The organism is Schaalia turicensis ACS-279-V-Col4 (genome assembly GCF_000296505.1).
Classification (GTDB): Bacteria; Actinomycetota; Actinomycetes; order Actinomycetales; family Actinomycetaceae; genus Pauljensenia; species Pauljensenia turicensis_A.
This window is the reverse complement of the sequence record NZ_JH815208.1, coordinates 787,750-809,125: the sequence shown is the minus strand read 5'-3', so window position 1 is coordinate 809,125 and position 21,376 is coordinate 787,750. Positions and strand designations below refer to the sequence as shown.

Sequence of the window (21,376 nt, the reverse complement as noted above, 5' to 3'; positions counted from 1 at the left end):
AAGTCAATCTGATCTGTAATGCATCAATCTGTATTGACCATCACTGATGGACAATAACCGCCAGATCCAATACAACTGTTAGATCTGGCGATAGTACAGGGGCATACACAGAACGTAATCCGCAGCGGATACATCCAAGAGGGGGCGGCTCGTACTACAAGTATGAGCCGCCCCCTCTTATTTATGGCAAGTCCGTATTATTCGGGCATTAGCCCCAAAACTAGACACCCGCCACCTGGGGCCGCACCTTACCTCGGCAAAGATCCGCTCCATGTTCCCCGGTACACAGCAAGGCGGGCGAGCCTCACATACGACCCGCCCGCCTTGAAAGAAAACGCTACGCGCTAGTTCACTCAGCGTCGCCTTCGGCTTCTGCCGGAGCTTCTTCTTCAGGTTCTGCAGCGAGCTCGGAGATAATGACGACATCCTGCTCGGCGTCGAGTTCGCACTCAACGTTGGCCGGCAAAACCAGGTCGGAGACGCGGACAACGGTGCCAGCTTCGAGGCCGGTCACGTCAACCTCGATAGCCTCGGGGATGTCGGTTGCCGGGGCCTTGACGGTCACGGTGTGCTCTTCGACGTTGTGGGTGGTGCCGGGGGCTGCTTCGCCGACGACGACGATTGCGACCTCAACGTCAACCTTTTCGCCAGCCTTGACGGCTAGGAAGTCAACGTGGAGCAGGTTGCGCTTGACCGGGTGACGCTGAATGTCTTTGACAAGTGCGAGTTGCGACGTGCCGTCGATCTTGAGCTCAACAAGAGCGTTCTTGTTGCCACGAACGATCAGGAACAGGTCGTGTTCCGGAATGTCAAGGTGGGTGGTTTCGCCGTGGCCGTAAACAACGCCCGGAACCATCTGCGCACGGCGAGCGCGACGTGCGGCGCCCTTACCGAACTCGGTGCGGGTGGTGGCGACAAGGATCGGGTTATCGCTCATAAGAAATGTCCTCCTGAGTATGTAGGTTTCACGCTCAAGCGTCGAAGAACCCAGGTAGGACCGGCAAAGATCCGAAAGGCCCTGTCGATAACGGCGGAATACAGAAAACCGCCCTCGCCGGAGCAACTCAATCAGAGTACCCGACGAGGGCGGTGAAAAGCGAGTCAGTCGAACAGTGATGTGACCGATCCGTCGTCAAAGACCTCGCGGATGGCGCGTGCCAACAGCGGCGCGATCGACAGGATGGTCAGAGTCGGGAAGCGCTTCTCGGGCGGAATCGGCAGGGTGTCGGTGACGACGACCTCGGTTGCTCCACATTCGGAGAGGCGGCGCGTTGCCGGATCAGAGAGGATGCCGTGCGTTGCGGCGATGATGACCTTCTTGGCGCCGGCGTTGTTAAGGACCTTGACGGCCTCGGTGATCGTGCCAGCGGTGTCGATCATATCGTCAACCAAGACACATTCCTTGCCTGCAACTTCACCGACGACGCGGTTGGCGACAGCAACGTTCGGGCGGGTGGTATCGCGGGTCTTGTGGACGAATGCCAGCGGGCAACCGCCGAGCTTCGAAGACCACTTTTCGGCGACGCGAATACGGCCAGCGTCTGGGGACACCATGACGGTGTTGGAAAGGTCGAGGCGCGAACGGACGTAGTCAACCAGAACCGGCATTGCGAAGAGGTGGTCGACCGGGCCGTCGAAGAAGCCCTGTTCCTGCGAGGCGTGCAGGTCGACGCTCATGACGCGGTCAGCGCCGGCGGTCTTGTACAGATCAGAGACCAGGCGAGCCGAAATCGGTTCACGACCCTGGTGCTTCTTGTCCTGACGCGAGTAGGGATAGAACGGCGAGACAGCGGTAATGCGTTTTGCTGAGGCACGCTTGGCAGCGTCAATCATGATGAGCTGTTCCATCAGCCACTTGTTGATGTCGCCCGTGTGTGACTGGAGGACAAAGACGTCTGCGCCACGAACGGATTCATTGAAGCGGACGTAGATTTCGCCACTCGCAAAATCGTAGGCGGTCACTTGCGAAAGCCCGCACCCGATTTCTTTGCCAACCTCTTCGGCAAGTTCCAAGTGCGCTCGACCCGAAACGAGGACGAGGCTCTTCTCTCCACTGGTGACCAATCCGCTCATGCGGCGTTCCTCCCCTTGCTTAAAGAACCCGGATCGGTCAGTCCCGACTGGACTGTCCGATGACGCTGAATGGTGTAACCATCGTATCGGGTGCAACCGATACGTTGGACACGCACGCGTTGTGGATAACCGCACGATTCCCGACAATCGCGGTATCAAGGGTCGCTGAGGGACCGATCTCACACTCGGATCCGATCACCGTCGCACCACGCAACACGGTTCCTGGCCAGATTATTGTGTCGTTTCCGATCTCAACATCAACGCCGATCCACGTGGAATCGGGGGCGATGATGGAAACGCCTTCGCGCATGTGCTTTTCGCAGATGCGTCGGTTGAACTCGGCGCCGAGTTCTGCAAGCTGCACGCGGTCATTGCACCCCTGTGCTTGCCATTCATCGAGAAGTTCCATAGCGCCCGCACGCTTTCCAGCGGGGGCGGCTGCCGCGAGGACGTCGGTCAGGTAGACCTCACCCTGATCGTTGTTGGTTCCCACGTTGACGAGGGATTCGCGCAGGTAATCGGCGTCGAATGCGTAGATACCGGCGTTGATTTCGTTGATGAGAGCCTGTTCTTCGGTGGTGTCACGCTGCTCGACGATGGCGGTCACACGACCACCGGCATCGCGAATAATACGACCGTAGCCCGTGGGATCATCGACGCGCGAGGTCAGGACGGTGACGACATTCGCCTGTTCGATATGAGCATCGACGAGGTCTTTCAGGGTCTCGGTGCTCAGCATGGGGACGTCGCCGTAGGTGACGACAACAATGCCGTGAATCTGGCCAACCTGGCGTTCCAGCTCTTCCAGGCCGCATTGAACGGCTCGTCCTGTGCCGGGGATTTCATCCTGATCGGCGACAATAGCGGTGGGGCTGACGCGCTTAATTTCAGCTTCGACAAGGTCACGCTGGTGGCGCACAACAGCAACCAGGTGCGTGGGGTTCAGGCCTTCGCCTGCTTTCAGGGCATGTCCAATCATGGACCGGCCGGCAACGGGGTGCACAACCTTGGGAAGAGAGGACTTCATACGAGTGCCTTGACCTGCGGCGAGGACAATGACAGCTGCAGGAACGGTCATGTTTTACCTTCCAAAATCGTGGCGGTGACCCACTTGTAGCTCCGCCCCCAGGACTCGAACCCGGACCAAAGGCACCAAAAACCCATGTGCTGCCGTTACACCAGGGCGGAAAACGCCTTTTGATTCTGCCATATGTACCCCTTGCTGTGCCACGTCGGACGGGCGCAAAAGGCTCGTTCGCGCCACACCTCACACCTACCGCGTGACCCGATTCAGATGACATACTGACCGTATGAGTGAAAAACGCACGCGAATGAGCGGGTTCGAACGGCGCGAACAGCTAGTTGAGATTGGACGCTCACTTTTCGCTCAAAAAGGCTTTGATGCGACGAGCGTTGAAGAGATCGCATCGAAGGCAAAAGTGTCGAAGCCGATCGTCTATGAGCACTTCGGCGGCAAGGAAGGCCTGTATGCGGTCATCGTGGACCGTGAAGTTCAGGCGCTCGTGACGAAGCTTCACACGTCGTTGGAGTCCAGCGCCAGGCCTCGTATCCTTCTAGAAAACGCAACACTTGCCCTTTTGGACTACATCGAATCGCACACGGACGGCTTCCGCGTACTGGTTCGCGACGCACCCACCGATCGCACGCAGGGCTCATTCTCTTCCGTGCTCGGCGATGTCGCGTCGCGCGTTGAATACCTGTTGGCCGAACAGTTCTCACACACGGACATCAACGCGAACCTCGCTCCCCTGTACGCGCAGATGCTGGTCGGACTCATTGCACAGGTTGGACAGTGGTGGCTGGACGATCGGCGAATGAAGAAGGACGAGGTCGCCGCACACGTTGTAAACCTAGTCTGGAACGGCATTCGCAATATGCGTCCCAGCCCCTCGCTGGTCGTCCGATCGGAGGATTGTGTGCAATGACTTCAGCTGATCGCGCTTCCTGCCCGACGCACGAGGCGCACGATGAGGTCGCTCGCATTGTCGAAGCGTGGACGAACGAGCGCCCAGATCTGGATCCCACGCCGATGCTCGTTCTGTCGCGAGTGACTCGTCTGGCCAAGCACCTCGACCGCGCCCGCCGAGCCGCATTCGCCGACCACGGCTTGGAAACGTGGGAATTTGACGTTCTTTCGTCCCTGCGTCGCGCAGGGGAACCCTATGTGCTGAGTCCGGGTGATTTAATCGCCGAGCACTTGGTGACAAGTGGCACGATGACGAACCGTATTGACCGCCTGCAGGAGAAAGGCCTGGTCACCCGTTCTTCCGCGCGTGAAGATCGTCGCGTCGTTCAGGTGAAACTGACCGAGGAAGGCAAGACGAAGGTTGATACCGCGCTTGCGTCCCTACTCAATTCTGAACGTGGAATCCTGGCTCCTCTGTCATCTGGCGAGCGCGAGAAACTCGCTGATCTTCTGACAGTTCTACTGGCCCCCTTTGAAACTAAAGAATGACTGTGACCCGCGAATCTGAAGCGTTGGAGCGCCTGCACCACATGGAAGAGCGCTACACCGAAGCGTGCGCGCTGATGGATCAGACAGAAGATGCGCTGGCCAGTATTGAGACACTGGATCAGACAATGATTCCACTGATGGATCAGTATTCGTCGTCGTGGATGAACAACCGTGAGGTCGCAATCGAAGCAGGTGAACGCCTTGGCGTGATCGACGAAGACGAAGTGTGGAACCTCTATAGTCGCCAGCGCGCCCTCATGGCCAAACTTCTGGCGGATTCCAGCCGTTTCTTCACCGACGATCTGCTGGGCGCCTGAGCTCTTCGTCCTCATCGGCGGCTGAGTCCTGGCTGCCAGCTCCCAACTCATCCAACAGTTCCGCCGCTTCCAGCCACGCCATTTCAAGTTCATCGATCTCGTCTAGAATCTGGCGATGTTCGGCTGCCACCTGTGTCAGTTCATCGACCAACGAGGCATCCGTGGCAACGCGAGCACCCAGATCGGCGAGGCGATCAGACAGTTTTATTTCCGAGGCGCGCAGTTTTTCGAGTTTACGTTCGATACGATCGACGTCTTTCTTCGCCGCCCTACGAGCGGCGGCGTTAGAGATGGTCGGGGCGGCCTCGTTCCCCGCGGAATTCGAAGCAGAATTGCCCGCGGACTTACCTGTCGAATTCCCGGATACATTCGCCGACATTGAGCCTGCATTAGCGCCGGAAGTCGTAAGCCCCAGCCCCTCTTCGCGCATGGCGAGATACTGTTCGACACCGCCGGGCAGGGCGCGCAACTTTCCATCGCCGAGCAGTGCGACCTGGTGGTCGGTGACGCGCTCCAGCAGGTAACGGTCATGCGAAACGACGACGAGCGTGCCCGGGAAGGAATCCAGCAGGTCTTCCATCGACGCCAGAGTATCGGTATCAAGGTCGTTCGTCGGTTCGTCAAGCAGGAGCACGTTCGGTTCAGCCATCAGCAGGCGCATCAGCTGCAGGCGACGGCGTTCACCACCCGAAATCTCGCTAATTCGCGTGTAGGCGCGCTGACGGGTAAAGCCCATGCGTTCCGTCATCTGTGCGGCACTGACCTCGCGCCCGTCGACGATCGAGGTCTGCGCAACCTCGGCGACGGCTTCGACGACTCGCATATCCGCGAGCGCATCCAGTTCATGCGTGTCCTGGGACAGCGTGGCCACTTCGACGGTTTTACCCCGCTTGACGCGACCGGAGTCAGGCTGGATGTCTCCGCGCAGCAGGTTCAGCAGAGTTGTCTTTCCTGCGCCGTTGACACCGACGATGCCGACTCGTTCGCCGGGTGCGAGGCGCCAGGTGACACCGTCAAAGATGATGTTCGCCTCGCCGTTCGGGCGCGTGAACGCGATCGAAACATCCTCAAGGTCCAGGACGTCTTTGCCCAGGCGCGCGGTCGCCATTTTCACCAGTTCAACGGTGTCGCGCGGTGGTGGCACGTCGGCGATCAAGGCTTCTGCGGCAGCAATGTGAAACTTTGGCTTTGATGTGCGCGCGGGCGCGCCTCGACGCAACCACGCGAGCTCTTTGGTCAGTAGATTCGCGCGCTTTTGGGCAGCCACATCGGCTTGGCGGACACGTTCGGCGCGGGCCAGCATATAGGCAGCGTACGAGCCATCGTAGATTTCGACGTGGCCAGCGATCTGTGGGCGGTCGCCACCCGGGTCGACTCCGGCGACGACTTCCCAGATGTGCTCGCACACGGTGTCGAGAAACCATCGGTCGTGCGTGACAACCAGCAGAGCACCATTCGCGCCGGGCTTCGCGAAGCGCGCGTTCAGGTGACGGGCCAGCCACGCGACGCCTTCAACATCGAGGTGGTTCGTCGGCTCGTCCAAGCAGACGATGTCAGATTCGGTGGCGAGTACTCGGGCAAGTGCAACGCGACGCCTCTGCCCACCCGACAGGGTCCCAATCAGTGCGCGCGTGTCGATGTCGGACAGCAGACCCGCGTGGATGTCGCGGATCGTTGCGTTCGAGGCCCACTCGTATTCTTCAAGCCCGGGGTGGACAGCGTCGACAACACTCATCTGCGGGTCGAGCGAATCCACCTGATCCAACACAACGATGCGGACACCGTCGCGCATGGTGATGAGGCCTAAGTCCGGTTCCTGAATCCCGGCCACCAGGCGTAGCAAGGTCGACTTTCCAGCGCCGTTCGGGCCAAGAATACCGACGCGCGACCCATCAAACAGGCTGACGGTGACGTCATCGAGCAGTTTGCGCGATCCCGCCATTGTGGCCAGGGATTGCGTTCCTAGAAGGTGAGCCATTTATGCGTTGTCCTCGTGCTCAATCATTGCGCCACGCGCGGCACCCCACGTCGTCAACACTGCGGAGACGGTGGGGAGCTGAGCGAGTTCGTCGGCGATGCAGTGGGCGTCTTCCGCGCTGGTGGCAAGGGCCGCGATTGTCGGGCCGGATCCGGAAAGAATCACGGCCAGGGCGCCAGCATGACGCGCGCCAGCAATCGTCTTAGCCAGTTCGGGGCGCAATTCAAGTGCCGCTTCGGTCAGGTCATTGACGAGGCAGGGCGCGGCTTGCTCGGCAGAACCTGTCAGTAGAGCGCCCGCTTCATCACTGAGATCTTCAAGAAGCTCCCACGTGCCTCCAGGCCCGCCCATCTGGTCAAGCTGATGGAAAACAGCAGGTGTTGATAAACCCCCGTGCGCCAAGGCGATCGCCCAGTGGTGACGCGGTTCGTCTGAACCGTCGGCAAGCAGACTCGTATGGTCGCCTCGACCGGTTCCCAGCGCGATGCCACCGGTCAGGCATGCGGGAACGTCAGCACCCAGCGTTCGTCCCATCATTTCAAGCTGATCGCTGTTGAGGCCCAGCTCCCAGAGTGCATTGCAGGCAACAAGCGTCGCGGCAGCATCCGCGGAGCCACCGGCCATACCGCCAGCCATCGGCACATGCTTTTCCACGTGGATCTCAATGCCGGCAGCCGTGTGTCCCCACGGCCCCATCGCAGCAAGTTTCTGCAGGCTACGTGCAGCTTTGACGCACAAGTGGTTTTCGGGATCCAACTCCGCCATTGCAGCAGTCGTCGCTTCATCAACCCGACCGTTAGGCAGGTACGCCGTTGTTGTCACGTGAATACCAAGACGGCGCGATGTGCGAACAGTGACTGTCTCGCGCATATTGAGCGCTTCAAAGACCGTGACCAGCGGGTGATATCCGTCCTCGGTCGGGTGTCCCACGCGAAGAGTCAGATTCACTTTGCCCGGAGCGCTCGCCCTCACTTCACGCATCAGCAGAATCCTGCTGTTGAGCGAGCGCTGACTCCGCCCCATTGTCAGCGCCAAGGGCTGCAGTGGAGGCGGCCTGATCTATTGGGGAAGACCCCACGGACTTGCCTGTACGCGGATCGACGCGAGCAGCCAGCACCCCACACGCACGCAGTTCGAGGACCGCGCGACCAAGGCGCACGAATTCTTCAATACCGAGTGCTTCACCGCGGGCGGTCGATTCCACTCCGGCAACGTCCAACAGCGCTTCGGCGGCAGCTGGCGAACCCGCCCACGTCTTCAACGCAGCGCGGAGAGTCTTACGACGCTGACCGAACGCCACATCACAAACCTCGAAGGTTGCTTGACGCAGGTCTTCATCGCCACGAGGCTCGCCATCGCAGCGCAAACGAACCAACGCAGAGTCCACGTTCGGAACCGGCCAGAAAACACTGCGACCGATCGTGCCCGCACGCTCAGCCTGACCGTACCAGGCGACCTTCACCGACGGCACGCCATAGGTGCGCGACCCGGGGCCTGCAGCCAAGCGATCAGCGACCTCAGACTGGACCATGACAAGAACATCCGTCAGCGTCGGGAATCTCTCTAGCATCGCCAGAAGCACCGGAACAGCAACGTTATACGGCAGGTTCGCGACCAGCTTCGTCGGAGGTGGCCAATCCACACCGAAGTCAGCAACACCGTTGATCTTCGTCGCATCCGCGTTCACCACGTGGAAACGATCAGCGGCTTCAGGCATACGAGCACCAACAGTCTGCGGAAGAGCTCGAGCCAGTGGCGGATCAATCTCGACCGCCCGCACGCGCGCACCGGTCTCCAAAATCGCCAGCGTCAGCGAACCAAGGCCAGGGCCGACCTCAATGACCTCGTCCCCCGCTTCCACACCACCGGCGCGAACGATGCGACGAACCGTCCCAGCATCGTGTACAAAGTTCTGCCCCAAAACTTTCGTCGGGCGAATACCGAGCGCATCGGCAATCGCTTTCACTTCAAGCGGGCCAAGCAAGCCGGTTTCAGACGGCTGGACGCCCTCTGGAAGAGTCGGATCCAAGCGAGTATTCGGGGTGCGGGTACGAGATCGAGTCACCCTGTCATTCTACTGGTCAGGCAGGCTGGACCGCGGTGCGGAAAGTGTGCGCTAGGTTGCGCTCGCCATGCCAATGAACGGTGCCCGCACAATTCACGCGGAGGATTAGTACCAGCCGACAGACTCAGAATGAGCCCATGCACCACACGGGCTCTGGTAGCGACCCTTGATATACTTCAGACCCCACTTGATCTGGGTTTCTGGGTTGGTTCGCCAGTCGTCACCCTCGGACGCCATCTTCGAGCCGGGAAGCGACTGCGGGATACCGTAGGCGCCCGAGCTCACGTTCTCTGCTCTGGGGTTCCAATGAGATTCGCGAGTCCACAACTTGTCAAGGCACTGGAATTCACTGATGTCCCAGCCAAAACTGACCACCAGTTCCTGGGCAATGCCACGCGGATCGCCAGCAGCATAGGAAGCGACGCTGACACCGTACACGGACGCAGCGCGAGCCTTCGCACGATCCGTCGCGCTTTCAATCGATGCAATAACAGCGTTCACTTCGTCTTCGGTAGAGATCGTTCCAAGCTTTGCCGTGTATGCGGTGATCGAGTTGCCCGCACTGTCCACGGTTGTCTCCAACGTGGCCTTCGGGTCGATTCCGGCGATAGCAAGCGCCTGAGGAGTCGCTTCCTTTGTACCATTCGACCTGACCTGCGCGGTGGGAGCGGTTGTCACCAATTCACTGATCACGGCGAAAAAAACGGGCCTGCCGTTTACTCTTTCCTGCCATTGCTTCTGAGCAGCAACGCCTTGAACACCCGCTTGGGTAATCTTCGATTCACCCTTGAACAGGTCCGCAGACTCTTGGGTGGTTTCGCTGAACTCAACGGGGATATCCACATCAACGTATCCGCGAGTCACGCGGTCCACGTTAATTTTCATCGAGCGATCAGGCCGGACACTCACGTTCAGGCGGTCATTGGGAGTCAACTGGACTCCAGCCTGCGCGACGATGTCATCGGGACGCTGTTCAGGAGAGACCTGAACCCTAGTCTGCTGACCGTCAGCCTGAACCGTGATGTTCTGCGAACGCTCAACAATCTTCGTCACATCTTTCCTGACAGACCTACGATCCACCGCAACGGCAACATCGCTACCAAGGGATGATGAACTGACAAGAAGAGCCTGAGCGGAGGAAGCGGTCGACCAAATCGTCGTCGGCGTCCCATCAACGGTCAGCTTGTATTCCTTCGCGGTACGCACGATGATCGTTCCCCCATCGGGAGCAACCGTGTTCAACGACGGCTGGATCAGATCGTGTTCACCAACCGCGACACCCGCGCGCGCCAGAACCGACGAGACGCTTCCACCCCACGTCGTAATCGGCTGAGAAACCCCATCGACTTCGAGCGTCAGCTCGGCGCGAGACGACATCATTCCGCCTCCAGCAACAACCGCCATCGTCGCAGACGCCAACCATGCGGTGGCAACGACTGTTTTGCGCGTTGGGTTTAATCCGCCCAGGAAAGCACGGGTGGGGTGCAGGACGGTTTCAGAAAGCATCGAACGTGAAATCACGAGGTCGGTAGCTCCTTGAGTGGAATGTGAGTAGTTCACCAGTGTCCACGGTACGTGATTCCGGGGGCACTGCACAGGTGAACAGGTGCAAGGTGATCCTTTACACCCCACTTATTTTAAGAAAGTCAACGCTCACCCGCGGCGTGTTGAGAATCAACGTCACCCAGCAACGTGGATTCTGTTGTCACTCAGGCAGAATCTGTCAGTTCAGACCCAATGACCGGTTAGTACAGGCGCGTCACCTGTCAGTACAGGCCCATTGCTCGAGTGCACGACGGCCACTGACCCCAGCCTGCACGCGCCTGCAGCGCTTGAGCTCGGGCAGTTTGTTCTTCAGCGGACGCGTTGGACGGAAGCCCCGTACCACCAACTGACCGCCAGGTCGACAAGGTGAACTGGTAGAGACCGTAGTATCCGTTGCCCGTGTTCGTTGCCGGATTACCGCCCGACTCACACTGCGCAAGGGCTGCCCAAACACCAGAAGAATCAGCAGACAGTGAGTATGCGCTTCCAGCGCCGGCAGAAGCGGCAGCGGTTGAAGCGGTGCGCTCCTTGGTTCCCTTGGCAACGATCTCGCTGGTTGCCTTGGTCTTGGTTTCAGAGATCACACGGTTCACGGTGACCTGCCCGTCGACTGTTTCGCGGAACAGCTTGCGGGTGATAGAGCCGTTCACACCGGCCTGAACGACCGAGGTTTCGCCCTGGTAGAGGGTGTCGTCTTCACGCTCTTGGGTCGAGTAAGCAACCGCCTCGGTTTCGGTGACGGTTTCTCGGCTCACTCGGGTGACCTTCAACGTGGTCTTACCTTCGCTGAAGATGTAAGAGAAACGATCAAATTCGCCGAGCCTGACACCAGCATCTGCGAGAACCTTGTCAGCTCCCTTACCGGACGCGGTGATTTCGGTTTGTGTGCCATCAACGTCAAGGATGATCGGCGTACCGTCGGTAACAACGGGCATTTCAGAACGCAGTTTGGAACGATCCGCAGCCAACGTAATCGTGGACTCGCTGTTGATGGAGTCCAAGACGCCGTCGATGCTGTCGGCGGTCGACCATGCAGTCAGGTCTTCACCGTCAATGTTCACCGCGTATGCGGAGGCCATGCGGACTACGATCATGTCGCCGTCGTGGACGCGAGTTGAGGTCGCGGGAGCAACAAGGTCGTGCTCGCCAATATTCACACCTGCAGATTCAAGAACATCGTCAACAGTGGTGTAGAAACCTTCGACCGGCAGTGAGACACCGTCGAGTTCGAGAGTGACCTGATGATGAGCAGAGGCAACTCCGCCCGCGGCGATTCCCACCATTGCAAGGGCAAGCGCGGACGCGCCAGTGATGACGGTTCGTTTACTCGGGTGTGAAATGTTCACGCGGCTCCAGACTTTGAAGGTTCCGCTCGGGTGACTCGATGCGTGCATCGTGTGAGCCGATAACGGACTAACACACTTACCGTAACCGTTTTGTTATCTGCGTGCGTCAGTTCGTGTCTATCTTCACGAAACAAATTAACGAGGTTCATCGCCGATCTTGATGCCTCATGGGACGAAGCTAGCGCGTTCTCAACCGCCAAAAAGGCATACCCACCCCCCTACTTTCCGTAGACTCTGAGCGAGTTTTCCATCAATCGACGGCAGGCCTCTTCTTCACTGGCTTCCCAAAGATCCGCGATAAATCGGACGGTGTGAGCCATCACGTACGAAGAGTTTGGCGAACCACGATGTGGGACGGGTGTCAGGTAGGGAGCGTCCGTTTCGACAAGAACAAGTTCGCGGGGCATCCGGAGAAACCCCTGGCGAAGGTGATCATTGGCGGGATACGAAATGGGGCCCGCGAACGATGCATACCAGCCATTCTTTGCCAGGATGTCTGCCAGTTGTCCATCTCCGGAGAAGCAGTGAAAGACAATCAGCTGATCTGCGCGCGCCACGTCCTCAAGGACGGAAACCGTGTCATCGTGAGCGTCACGATCGTGAATCTGCAGGGGCAGGCCGGCTCGCTCAGCCATCTGAATGTGGGCGGCAAACGATTCTTTTTGCGCTTGCTTACCTTCGTCTGCGGTACGGAAGTAGTCCAACCCGCTCTCTCCGACGGCGACGACCGTCGGATCACTTAAACGTCGTTCAACTTCTGACAGCGCTTCGTCAAGGGGAATGTGATGATCGCGCCGAGTCGGGATTAAGCCGTCGGGTGACGGGACCTGGATTCCAGCGTGAAGAGCGGCTTCGTTTGGGTGGATCGCCAGCGAAACCTGGACGCCTTGGAAGGATCGAGCGATCTGAATCATCGGATCGAAGTCAGGGAGCTCGCAGGCAGAGGAGACCTGGCGGGTGATATTCACCGATCGAGCACGCTCAATCTGTTCTTCAAGGGACAGCTTCACACCGTCAGCTTTCGGAATTTCGCCCTCATGGACGGGAAGGTGCGTGTGATTATCCATGACCGGCTCCGCCAGCGGAGCCGGGACCTCTGGCCATGTGCGAGGGCGTCGTTTACCCACGTCAAACCCCCTTCGGAGAATAGACGGACAATCCGGAATCTGGAACCGGGAACAAAGCAGAACCATCGTCACCGATCTGGACGGGTTCACATCGACCGATCACGCACTCCCAGACCTGACCGGCATGATGAGCACCCACGTTCAGAGTCTTTGCGCTTTCACCAGAATCGGAAATAACAACAGCAACACCGTCACTAGCGTCATCCGTCTGCCCTTGCCTCGCCCAACCGACCACGTGAGAATCGTCGAACGCATCCCACTGGACACCGTACGCGTGCGTCTTACGCATCTTCATCAGGGTTTCTAGTCCTTCAACCGGAGCAATAGGATGCTCACCTTCAGCCCCGAATAGGTCGGCGTGGAATACACAGGGGTAGCCGGCCTCGCGAAGAAGGATCAGCGCATAGGCTGCGGGCTTGAACCAACTATCGACCGGCGACGCCAGCGATTGACCATCCTGAGTATCGTGATTCTCCACAAATGTGACTGCCATCGTGGGGTCCGCGTCCACCAGCGTGCCGTTGAAGATTCCGCTCATGTCGAAGGTACCGTTGGCGCGCGACGCGTGGTGGAAGTTGAAGTGAAGCGGGACATCAAACAGGCTCAGTCGGCGATCATCACCGATGAATGACCGCAGTTCACCAAGGTCAGCGCTCCAGTATTCGCCGACCGTGAAGAGTTCCTTGCCAGAAACATCACGCATGCGGTCGAGCCATGCCATCGTAAAGTCGCGTCCCATGTGTTTCAACGCATCCATGCGCAGGCCGTCAACCCCCGTTGTTTCGAGATACCAGGCTCCCCATTCGACCAGGTGATCCATGACTTTGGGATCGGTCAAGTGGACGTCAGCGCCCATCAGGTAGTCAAAGTTACCGAACTCGTCATCGACGTTTTCGTTCCACTTTTTACCCTCGAACAGCCAGAGCCCCTTGCGCCCAGTCGCTTCATCCCAGTCGGTCCCGTGAAAACACGTCCAGTCCCATTCAAAATCCGAGTACGTGCCAGCACGACCTGGGAACGTGAATCGCGTCCAGACCTGGATCTGTTCAGGGTTGCCGACTTCAATGGTGCGATTCTGCTGATCAATCGGGGTTGCGGTCACCGTTTCTGACGCGTCTGCACCCATCTTGTGGTTGAGAACCGTGTCTGCAAGCACGTGGATCCCGTAATCATGCAAGGCCTGGATCGTCCCCACATATTCTTCGCGCGTCCCATACTTCGTGCGAACAGCGCCCTTCTGGTCAAACTCCCCCAGATCCCACAGGTCATACACGCCGTATCCGACGTCATCAATGCCCGCCTGCCCCTTATATGCCGGAGGCAACCACACGGCGCTGACTCCCAGGTCAGACAGGTGCTGCGCCTGATCAGCAATCGAACGCCAAAGCGAGCCGTCATTGGGCACGTACCACGAAAAACCCTGCAACAAAGTGCCGTTCATGTCAGTCGCCCTGTTTCACGATCGCGATTTCAACCGCCTTGGCAGCCTCTTCGCCCAGCAGATGGTTCACGAGGCTCAGACCAAGCTGGATAGCCGTCCCCATTCCGCGCGACGTGAACACGTTATCGTCCACGACAACCGAATCGGTCAGAGCGCGCGCCCCGCCCACTTCGAGATCCTTCATAAAGCCCGGGTTCGCCGTCGCGTTTCGCCCGTCGAGGAATCCAGCGTGAGCCAAGACCGAAGGAGCCGCGCAGATCGCAGCGACAGGCTTGCCGAAGGCGATGCGACGAGCAATCTCTGCCTGAATCTTCGTGTTTTCTTCAAGGTTCACGGTGCCCGGCATGCCTCCGGGCAGGAACAGCACGGTGTATTCAGACAGGTCCGCGTCATCAAGATGCAGGTCACACACCAATGTGATGCCGTGCGACGACGTGACGGACAGGGAACGGGTAGGCAACAGCAACGACGGCGCGCTAGCAAAAGGATTGGAACGAGGTTCTTCTACGGCCTGACTGTCTGATGCCGGAACGGCAATCAGATCAGCGCGCACGCCCGCCCGATACAGGCAGTCGACGACCGCGAGCGCTTCCACTTCCTCTAGTCCGGGCGCGATGAGGACGCCGACGGACGCGTCGGTTGTGACAGTGGTCGGGGTTGGCATGAGGACCTCCTAATAGCTTTCTGCCTTCAAGTATCGCGCTGACCATGGACGAATTCACTGACAGCAAGCGTGAAACTACCTACCTACTGCCCCGCGTCTACGCGCCACATGACTTGCTTCGCAGAGCCTCGACGGGATCTTCACGCATGGTTTACGCGATGGGACGATGCCGACGACCACCGTCGGGCCGACGGAGATAGTGATCAGGATCATCGCCGCACTCACGGGAAGTTGCGCATGATCGACAGGATCAACCGATGTTGAGCATGATTTCTTCTTGGTCCAGGCGCTCCATTGCCGTTTCGAGGGCGGCGGATGAGAACACGCCTTCATTACGTGCTTCGAGCAGAGCCTGACGCTGTTCGCGGATCGCTTCGAGGGCAAGGACTCGCATTTGTTCGATGGTGAGGGCACCTTGCTCGGGCGTCTTGTCCGGAATGGGGTTTACGGGCACCGGGTCACGCCCATCGCTTTCACTAGTGGAGGCAGTTTCTGATGTCCCCTTTGCGACGCTCGCTTGGACGCTGGTTGCTCCGATCACCCCACCGAAAGGCATGGGTGTCTTAAGAGCGGAAGGATGCAGGGCCTCGGCCAGAGCAGTCTCTTTAAGCGAGGAATGCATGAGGTGAAGAAGGTGCTCGCGTTCTTCTTCATTCACTGTATCTGTAGCCATCTGAGGCTTCACCAAACGGATCACCCACGACAGAGTCAAGCCCTGCAATGCCAGCGAACCGCCGGCCACGACCAGTGCGATCAGCAGGAGGACGTTACGCATCGGGGTCGCGAAAGGCAGGGTCTGGGCGGCCGCAAGCGTGACGGCACCTCGCATGCCTGCCCACACCAGAATCGACCCTTCGCGCACGCCCAAGGGCTGGGCGTTGAAGTATTCCAAGTCGTTTCCGCGACGCCTCTGCTGGCGCCAGCCACGTTCAACCCTGCGGTGCCACCGTTCAACAGCCGCATTCCAGTGCTCGAGGCTCATGTTTCGGGCTTCAAGAAGCTCAGGATCGACATCACTCGCGTGCGCCAGGCGCTCTTCATGCAGACGCAGACGTTCTTCGTCACGTTCCATTCGCGCGCGAGCATGCGATTGACTGTGGTTCAAGAACGCCAAGAGGGGCGCGAGGAAGAGGACGCGAACACCAACCGCGATGAGGCCAAGAAGCAGGGCGAGGAGCAGGGCATATCCAACGCCGATCTGGCCTTCCTCAACTTTCTCGAAGATGCCGAAAGCTTGGATCCCCATAATCAGGAAGACGAAGCCTTCCAAGACCAATTCCACCGTGTGCCAGTTCTGCTGGGAAAACCGCCTGTTCAGAGCAGGCATGCGCACGTTGCGATTGTAGGAAACGATCAAACCTGCAACGACGGCCGCGACCAAGCCTGAACCACCCAAGTGTTCAGCGGGGATCGAGGCAATGAACGGCATCGCAAACGAAAAAACGGTGTCTGCTGCGGGCTGTTTAATCTTTGAACGCATGCGGCTACCAACTTCGCCTACCACCCAGCCAACAGCAACGGCGGTCAGTAGCGCGATAACAAAATCGCTCAGCAGGTGCGCGGGGTTGAGGGCATCGGCGTCACCCAGAAGTGCAGCCGACGTTGCCGACGACACCAGGACAAGGGCCGTCGCGTCATTAAACAGGCCCTCGCCCTCCAAGATGGTGATGATGCGTGGAGCGACACCCTGTTTCTTCACAATCGATACGGCAACCGCGTCAGTCGGCGAGAGCACCGCGCCCAGCGTGATTGCCCACGGGAGCGAAATAGCCGGGACCAGCCAGTTCAAGACACAACCGACGACCAGAGCGCTGATGATCACCAAGCCGATCGCAAGGGCTGCGACCATTCTCAGTTCGCGCCGAAAATCCATGATTGGCATCGACACTCCGGCCGCGAACAGGAGCGGGGGCAAGATGACTTCGAGGATCAGATCGGGTTCCAACTCGATCGGATCAACCCATGGTAGAAAGCCGATTGCGATGCCCAGTGCAAGCAGAATCAGCGGTGAGGCCACGCCGATTTTCTGCGACACCTGCGCAGCAAAAGCGATAGCGATCAACGCGACAACGGCAATCAGCAGGGTGTTCATACCCGCATTTTATTGAAGGGGTCGCGGGTTTTCTCGCCAGTCTCAGCGCCGGTGGTTCTGAGCGCAGGCACTTTTCAGAGCATATGACTGCGAGTGCAGATGATCGTTAGTACGAGGATTATCAGCGCACACGGGCATCAGCGCGATATTTATCAGCGCAGACGCTCACGACCTGCGAAGAACCTATCCCCCAAAGCAAGTAACGCCGGCAGGACAAAGATAATCAGTACGGACGCACACAACGCACCGATCGAAATGGTGCGACAGATCTGCGCGATCGTCGGGTTCTCAAATAGGAAGCCAAGAATGCCGGTCACGAGGATCATGATTGACCCGGACGTTGCGATCGTGTGCATCGAATTGTCGTATGCGCGAGCCAGTGCATGCCGGATATCAAGTTCTTTCCGACCCTCGCGATACTGGCTTGTCAGCAGGATGCCATAGTCGATCGTCGCACCCATCAAAATGCACTGCACCATCAGCTGGGCCAAATAGTAATTGTCGTATCCCTGCAATCCGATCGTGGCGATCGTCAGGAAAACGCCGCACTGAACCAGCAGAACCAGTAGCAACGGAACCGACAGCGACAGGAAGGTCAGCGCAACGACAAGGAAGATTGAGCCGGCAGTTAGCCACTGGATCAGACTCATTTCCGAATCGAAAGACGACTTGAGCTCGTGCACCAACACCGAGTTGCCGACCAGGTAGCAGTTCCCGCCCAGATCCTCCGCGCACGCCGATTCCAGTTGGCCGATCAACGCTTCGATCGCATCGGATTCTTCAGGCAGGGTCGTAGTGATGACCATCCGTGACCAGGTGTCCCCGACCAGTTGAATTCTGGCCTGTCGGATCTGGTGTGATGCGTCGGTGATTGCCGTGCGCATCTTGTCGTCGATGAACGAAGAAAAGCGCGCATCATCCAAAATCTGCGTATTCAGCGTGTTCACCAATTGCGCGATCGATAGGGTCTGACCAGCGGTTTCACCCCGATCTGTTGCCGTTTGCGCGCCGTGAATCAGGTAGGCAAGCGCGACGTGGTTCGTATCGAGCGAGCGACTTGAAGCGGTCAGCGCCGAAAGCTGTCCCAGCAGGCTTGTCATCTCAGTTGGGTTCAGCTGACTGTCGTCAACGACAGCGCGCATGACCTGACGCAGGGCACTCAGCTGGCTCACCTGGCTTTCGCTGAAATTCCCGGACGTTTGAGGGTCGTACGCCATCGTGTCGAGGATGAAGCTCACGGCGTCATAGGCGCTCATATTCCACGAACTCGTATCGCCGTACATCGAGGTGCGGAGCAGGGAAAGCTGACGAACTTGGCTGGCGTCCATGCCAAGGAAACTCGCCAATTGCCTGGGCGTAAAGTAGGTGCCCGCAACCGAAGCATCGATGATCGAATGCAAGGTGGAGACCTCGGCTTGCTGTTGTTCTGACAGAGACGAGTCATTCGCCAAGTCAGAGGCAATCGTCTGCGGAGTGTAGAGCCAGTCGGTCGCATGGGCGGGCGAGTCCGCAATCGCAATGATCACCTGAAGCTGAGCCGAGTTCATCGACACGATGGACGCGAACGTTGACAGTGGGATCTGCTGACCGGACACGGCAAGGGAAGCGATCTGATACATCTGCTCGATGCCCGCTTTTTGGTCGTCGGTCAGAGAGCCCGCCAGCGGAGATGCTTCTCCCGCCTGGACCTGCGTGTTCAGGAAATCGATCATCTCCCACGGGCTGGCCGTAGTCGCGGTTGCAGGGTCGTGCCCCGAAAGCGTGGCGCGCATCGCAAGGATCTGCCCCACTTGTTCGGGCTCCATTGACAGGAACTGAGCCAGCCCCTGCGCATCCATCGGTGTAGCGAGCGTTGTGGTATCAGTCAATGCCATCAGGCTTGCCAGCTGCGCTGACCTCTCCCCCATTTGGGCACTGACCTGCGGTTCGTTTGTTGCAACCGCGTTGAGCGCTTCAACATAAGCCCTCAGTGTTCGCGAATCGTTCGCGTACTCCCCTGTTTCAGCTTTCTTCTTCGCGTAGAGCAGGCGCACCTGCGACGAATCAATCCCCAGCAGATTCGCCATCTGTTTGAAAGAAATCGGAGTGGTCATCGCCTGAGCATCGGTGAAACGTTGCAGGTTTTCCGCTTGAGCCCGCGCATCACCACTGACCATGGGCGCGTATTGAGTGTTCGGCACGTCGTTGACGATGAAGTCAGCGAACTGGCCAAGCGTCATCGAATCGGCCGCAATATTTGGGTTCGAGATCGCGTGATACAGGTAGATTCCGCGCGCCTCGGATTCGCTCATCCCCAGGAAGTTCGCCAAATCTGCGGGGCCTCGCACCCCCAACAGAGCATCACGGTCAAGATAGGGCTCCAGCTGCGCCAGCGAATTCAACGTGTCTTCATCCGTGCGTGACACGATCAGCCGATTATTGCGAATGAAAGAAATGAACGCCGGCAGACTCATACGCTCAGTTGCCTGGCCGTCATGCGCTAAGAAGTAGACTAAAGACAGCATGTCCGAGTCGAAACTCAGGTCCTCACTCCCCATTTCGCTCAGGGCAACAGACATATCGTCGACAAAACGCTGGCATCCGATCGTCGTCGGTTGAGACATGACAGAGCGAACCCCATCAGTATCGGAAATACGCTCAGCTAGCTGGCCCGCAATCGCATCATCGCCATTGCGATACAGAAGAACAATCGAGTTTTCCTTCTCGAAAACATCCGCAATCGGATCCGCCTTCGCCAGCGTGTACGCAACCGGCGTGCCTCCAGCCATCACGCCACTGCCAGCGAATAAAGCAATGAAGACGACGAGGATCGGAATACGAGCTTTATATTCGAACCGTGCAAGAGGATGAAAGTTTGCCCGAAGATAAGGCTTCGCGGTCTTCTCAATCGCCCTATCGCACCACAGGATCAGCGTCGGCAGAATCGTAAACACGCTCACCATCGACAAGAACACACCCTTGGCCAAAGCAATACCCAAATCCATGCCGATCAGCAAAGACATGAAACAGAGCATCAGCAGGCCAACAACCGTGGTCATCGACGAAGAAACGATCGACGAAAAAGCCCCCCGAATTGCGCGCACCATCGCCTCTGGGCGCGACCCATCAGGCGTCTTCTCCTGGCGGTAGCGATTCATCAGGATGATCGAATAATCCATGGACAAGACCAGCTGAAGGATCGCTCCGATCGTGAAAGTCACATCTGCGATCGACCCCTGAATCAGGTTCGTCCCCAAATTCAGGACAACGGCCATACCTATCGTGACCAAGAACAGAATCGGCTCAAGCCAGGACGCGCACATCGCAAACAGGATCAGTGCAAGCAAAACAACAGCAACCATCACGATCCACAATGGAAGCTCTGAGGTCGGTGACGGGTTATCCGACTCAATCAACGCACCCTTGATCGCGAATTGATCGGTGAGTGCCTGCTGGATCGCCGCGTCTTCTGCCGACCCATAAGCATGCTTGGACTCAACAATGAACAGAGTGTGATCACCCTGGTGATAAATCCCGTCTGAATCCTCAGTCCGAGCCTCGTACCCCACCGAATCAACATTCGGGATCGCCTGAAGCTTCGCCAAAGTCGACTCTTCTTCGGAAGCTGTCAGGCCGGTGAACATGACGCGCGTCGACGACGTGTCCATGGAGCCGGGGAACTCAACCTCCATGATGTCGGTGCCTGCACGCATCTGGGAGGTCACGGGCAGGAACTCCACCATGTCATTGATAACGCCAACCCTGGGAGCCAAGACAGCGCACACACCGGTCGCCACCACCATGATGACAAAGATCAGATGGCGGAACCTCACCAAGAAATTGGCACTTGCGGTCAGCACTGACGACTCCGTTTGCTCCATTACATGCGGATTTTTTCACGGTACCTGGTGGCGTGTGCGACACGCTAGCGAATCCGTGCAGGTGAGGGCTCGGTTGACGGGCTGAGCCTACGCCCGATGCTACACCTCGCCTCAGGACAACCGCGGCGCGATGCTGTGGCCACCTGAATCCACTTCCACAATCACCACACACCCACTCAACCTGCGAGAACCTCCCACCCATCACACAAACCAACCTCCCCGAACAGTACAGTGAGTGGCGGCCTCCGCCTCCAACACGCGTGTGGCGGCTTTCTCGACCTTTGGCGGGTCACAATGCTCTGTTCTGCACCGCCAAACACTCACAAATCTGTCAATGCTCCGCGCATGACGAAGCGGGTCGCCCCGAGGGGCGACCCGCTCACGCCGTTTTC

16 protein-coding genes and 1 tRNA gene are annotated in these 21,376 nt (G+C 58.4%); 3 read left to right on the top strand and 14 right to left on the bottom strand.

Features of this window, described 5'->3' with window-relative positions; all coding sequences use genetic code 11:
- Window positions 1-349: 349 nt before the first annotated feature.
- The 4 genes from HMPREF9241_RS03515 to HMPREF9241_RS03500 all read right to left on the bottom strand — a co-directional run bounded on the left by HMPREF9241_RS03515 (window position 350) and on the right by HMPREF9241_RS03500 (window position 3,261).
- Window positions 350-937: a 50S ribosomal protein L25/general stress protein Ctc gene (locus HMPREF9241_RS03515; protein ID WP_006680900.1), complete on the bottom strand. Its 588-nt coding sequence runs from the start codon at window positions 935-937 to the stop codon at window positions 350-352.
- A gap of 164 nt (window positions 938-1,101) precedes the next feature.
- Entirely contained in the window at window positions 1,102-2,073 is a 972-nt protein-coding gene (locus HMPREF9241_RS03510) for a ribose-phosphate diphosphokinase (protein ID WP_006680899.1), read from the bottom strand.
- A 37-nt stretch (window positions 2,074-2,110) separates the two neighbouring features.
- The gene (locus HMPREF9241_RS03505; protein ID WP_006680898.1) at window positions 2,111-3,151 is read right to left on the bottom strand and encodes a bifunctional UDP-N-acetylglucosamine diphosphorylase/glucosamine-1-phosphate N-acetyltransferase GlmU; all 1,041 of its coding nucleotides are present in this window, start codon (window positions 3,149-3,151) and stop codon (window positions 2,111-2,113) included.
- Between the two features lie 39 nt (window positions 3,152-3,190).
- Window positions 3,191-3,261, bottom strand: a tRNA-Gln gene (locus tag HMPREF9241_RS03500).
- Window positions 3,262-3,383: 122 nt separating this feature from the next.
- Between HMPREF9241_RS03500 and HMPREF9241_RS03495 the strand changes: the two genes are divergently transcribed.
- The 3 genes from HMPREF9241_RS03495 to HMPREF9241_RS03485 are packed head-to-tail and all read left to right on the top strand — an operon-like array spanning window position 3,384 to window position 4,866.
- A complete protein-coding gene (locus tag HMPREF9241_RS03495) occupies window positions 3,384-4,019 on the top strand; it encodes a TetR/AcrR family transcriptional regulator (RefSeq protein WP_040318374.1) in 636 nt (211 codons plus the stop codon).
- A complete protein-coding gene (locus HMPREF9241_RS03490; RefSeq protein ID WP_006680896.1) occupies window positions 4,016-4,549 on the top strand; it encodes a MarR family winged helix-turn-helix transcriptional regulator in 534 nt (177 codons plus the stop codon). Before HMPREF9241_RS03495 ends, HMPREF9241_RS03490 begins: the two co-directional genes overlap by 4 nt.
- Window positions 4,546-4,866, top strand: coding sequence for a DUF4298 domain-containing protein (locus tag HMPREF9241_RS03485; RefSeq protein ID WP_006680895.1), 321 nt, complete (start codon window positions 4,546-4,548; stop codon window positions 4,864-4,866). The genes HMPREF9241_RS03490 and HMPREF9241_RS03485 overlap by 4 nt, the downstream gene beginning before the upstream one ends.
- On the opposite strand, the gene HMPREF9241_RS03480 is transcribed toward HMPREF9241_RS03485, so the two are convergent.
- The 10 genes from HMPREF9241_RS03480 to HMPREF9241_RS03435 form a co-directional block, all read right to left on the bottom strand.
- Window positions 4,841-6,844, bottom strand: coding sequence for an ABC-F family ATP-binding cassette domain-containing protein (locus tag HMPREF9241_RS03480; protein ID WP_006680894.1), 2,004 nt, complete (start codon window positions 6,842-6,844; stop codon window positions 4,841-4,843). The two genes, HMPREF9241_RS03485 and HMPREF9241_RS03480, sit on opposite strands and share 26 nt — an antisense overlap.
- Complete coding sequence (locus tag HMPREF9241_RS03475; RefSeq protein WP_006680893.1) at window positions 6,845-7,825, bottom strand: 4-(cytidine 5'-diphospho)-2-C-methyl-D-erythritol kinase; 981 nt, start codon at window positions 7,823-7,825, stop codon at window positions 6,845-6,847.
- Window positions 7,818-8,909, bottom strand: a complete 1,092-nt coding sequence (gene rsmA, locus HMPREF9241_RS03470) for a 16S rRNA (adenine(1518)-N(6)/adenine(1519)-N(6))-dimethyltransferase RsmA (RefSeq protein ID WP_006680892.1) — start codon at window positions 8,907-8,909, stop codon at window positions 7,818-7,820. The genes HMPREF9241_RS03475 and rsmA overlap by 8 nt, the downstream gene beginning before the upstream one ends.
- A 105-nt stretch (window positions 8,910-9,014) precedes the next feature.
- Entirely contained in the window at window positions 9,015-10,430 is a 1,416-nt protein-coding gene (locus HMPREF9241_RS03465) for an aggregation-promoting factor C-terminal-like domain-containing protein (protein WP_006680891.1), read from the bottom strand.
- Between the two features lie 245 nt (window positions 10,431-10,675).
- Window positions 10,676-11,800, bottom strand: a complete 1,125-nt coding sequence (locus HMPREF9241_RS09700) for a resuscitation-promoting factor (RefSeq protein ID WP_006680890.1) — start codon at window positions 11,798-11,800, stop codon at window positions 10,676-10,678.
- Window positions 11,801-12,018: 218 nt separating this feature from the next.
- The gene (locus HMPREF9241_RS03455) at window positions 12,019-12,927 is read right to left on the bottom strand and encodes a TatD family hydrolase (protein ID WP_006680889.1); all 909 of its coding nucleotides are present in this window, start codon (window positions 12,925-12,927) and stop codon (window positions 12,019-12,021) included.
- A gap of 1 nt (window position 12,928) precedes the next feature.
- Complete coding sequence (locus tag HMPREF9241_RS03450; protein WP_006680888.1) at window positions 12,929-14,368, bottom strand: alpha-amylase; 1,440 nt, start codon at window positions 14,366-14,368, stop codon at window positions 12,929-12,931.
- Window position 14,369: 1 nt separating this feature from the next.
- A complete protein-coding gene (locus tag HMPREF9241_RS03445) occupies window positions 14,370-15,032 on the bottom strand; it encodes a DJ-1/PfpI family protein (protein WP_006680887.1) in 663 nt (220 codons plus the stop codon).
- A gap of 250 nt (window positions 15,033-15,282) precedes the next feature.
- The gene (locus tag HMPREF9241_RS03440) at window positions 15,283-17,124 is read right to left on the bottom strand and encodes a cation:proton antiporter (protein WP_006680886.1); all 1,842 of its coding nucleotides are present in this window, start codon (window positions 17,122-17,124) and stop codon (window positions 15,283-15,285) included.
- 152 nt (window positions 17,125-17,276) lie between these two features.
- A complete protein-coding gene (locus HMPREF9241_RS03435) occupies window positions 17,277-20,936 on the bottom strand; it encodes an efflux RND transporter permease subunit (RefSeq protein ID WP_165544426.1) in 3,660 nt (1,219 codons plus the stop codon).
- Window positions 20,937-21,376 lie beyond the last annotated feature (440 nt).

What these genes read in the sequence shown, in the direction of transcription:
- HMPREF9241_RS03515 (WP_006680900.1), bottom strand. Translation starts at nt 937, where the DNA reads ATGAGCGATAACCCGATCCTTGTCGCCACCACCCGCACCGAGTTCGGT.
- HMPREF9241_RS03510 (WP_006680899.1), bottom strand. Translation starts at nt 2,073, where the DNA reads ATGAGCGGATTGGTCACCAGTGGAGAGAAGAGCCTCGTCCTCGTTTCG.
- HMPREF9241_RS03505 (WP_006680898.1), bottom strand. Translation starts at nt 3,151, where the DNA reads ATGACCGTTCCTGCAGCTGTCATTGTCCTCGCCGCAGGTCAAGGCACT.
- HMPREF9241_RS03495 (WP_040318374.1), top strand. Translation starts at nt 3,384, where the DNA reads ATGAGTGAAAAACGCACGCGAATGAGCGGGTTCGAACGGCGCGAACAG.
- HMPREF9241_RS03490 (WP_006680896.1), top strand. Translation starts at nt 4,016, where the DNA reads ATGACTTCAGCTGATCGCGCTTCCTGCCCGACGCACGAGGCGCACGAT.
- HMPREF9241_RS03485 (WP_006680895.1), top strand. Translation starts at nt 4,546, where the DNA reads ATGACTGTGACCCGCGAATCTGAAGCGTTGGAGCGCCTGCACCACATG.
- HMPREF9241_RS03480 (WP_006680894.1), bottom strand. Translation starts at nt 6,844, where the DNA reads ATGGCTCACCTTCTAGGAACGCAATCCCTGGCCACAATGGCGGGATCG.
- HMPREF9241_RS03475 (WP_006680893.1), bottom strand. Translation starts at nt 7,825, where the DNA reads ATGCGTGAAGTGAGGGCGAGCGCTCCGGGCAAAGTGAATCTGACTCTT.
- HMPREF9241_RS03450 (WP_006680888.1), bottom strand. Translation starts at nt 14,368, where the DNA reads ATGAACGGCACTTTGTTGCAGGGTTTTTCGTGGTACGTGCCCAATGAC.
- HMPREF9241_RS03445 (WP_006680887.1), bottom strand. Translation starts at nt 15,032, where the DNA reads ATGCCAACCCCGACCACTGTCACAACCGACGCGTCCGTCGGCGTCCTC.
- HMPREF9241_RS03440 (WP_006680886.1), bottom strand. Translation starts at nt 17,124, where the DNA reads ATGAACACCCTGCTGATTGCCGTTGTCGCGTTGATCGCTATCGCTTTT.